This window comes from Lactiplantibacillus sp. YT640, from assembly GCF_049745435.1.
In the GTDB taxonomy this organism is placed as follows: Bacteria; Bacillota; Bacilli; order Lactobacillales; family Lactobacillaceae; genus Lactiplantibacillus; species Lactiplantibacillus plantarum.
Genome location: NZ_JBMNVY010000093.1, coordinates 1 through 711 on the forward strand (window position 1 = coordinate 1; position 711 = coordinate 711).

The 711-nt window shown below is 39.1% G+C and carries 1 protein-coding gene; it reads right to left on the reverse strand.

Annotation, left to right across the window (positions count from 1 at the left end; all coding sequences use genetic code 11):
• Positions 1-146: 146 nt before the first annotated feature.
• The coding region (locus ACOV1R_RS16070; RefSeq protein WP_424744340.1) for an IS30 family transposase at positions 147-711 on the reverse strand (565 nt) is incomplete at its 5' end.

The following is a 711-nucleotide window of genomic DNA, read 5'->3' on the forward strand; positions in this document are numbered from 1 at the left end:
AGTAACTACCAGCGACTGGATAAGTGTACCTTTTTAAGGAGGCCCAAAATTGATGTTACCATTATTGATCTTATTAGTTGAGTTTATTTTACTCATATATGTCATTAAGATTCAAAAAAAAATTATGAACTAGGTAGATTGCAAATTTAATCTGAATTTTTGGACAAATTTGTCAGCATAACCTGATACGGTGTTTGCCAGTCGAGTATTTTAAGCGGTCGCTGGTTAATTTGGAGTAACGTCGTCGTTAAATCTTGAGCACTAATGTGCTCAAAACGAGTCCCTTTAGGATAAAAATAACGTAAATTCCGATTAAAGCGGTCATTATTACCACGTTCAGCTGGCGTATAAGCATGGCAGTAATAGGTCTTAATACCATATTGTGATTCAAGTGATACTAGCCCACTAAACTCAGTGCCACGGTCCACAGTAAAGCTGTGCACCGGACCATTAAAAGTGGTTAGGAACTTAGTTAGTGCTTCATTAACAGTCGCTGTCGTCCGATCTTTTAACCAGTATGCCCAAAGGAACCGTGATTTGCGATCGATTAAAGTTAGTAAAACTGCCTTACTATGCCCACGAGGACCAACGACTGTATCTAGTTCAAAATCGCCGATGCGATTACATTGATTAATCATCATGGGACGCTGTTCAATTGATCGCCCCAAAGATTGATTATATTTGGATCGTTGGTCAACGTTACGCCGTTGG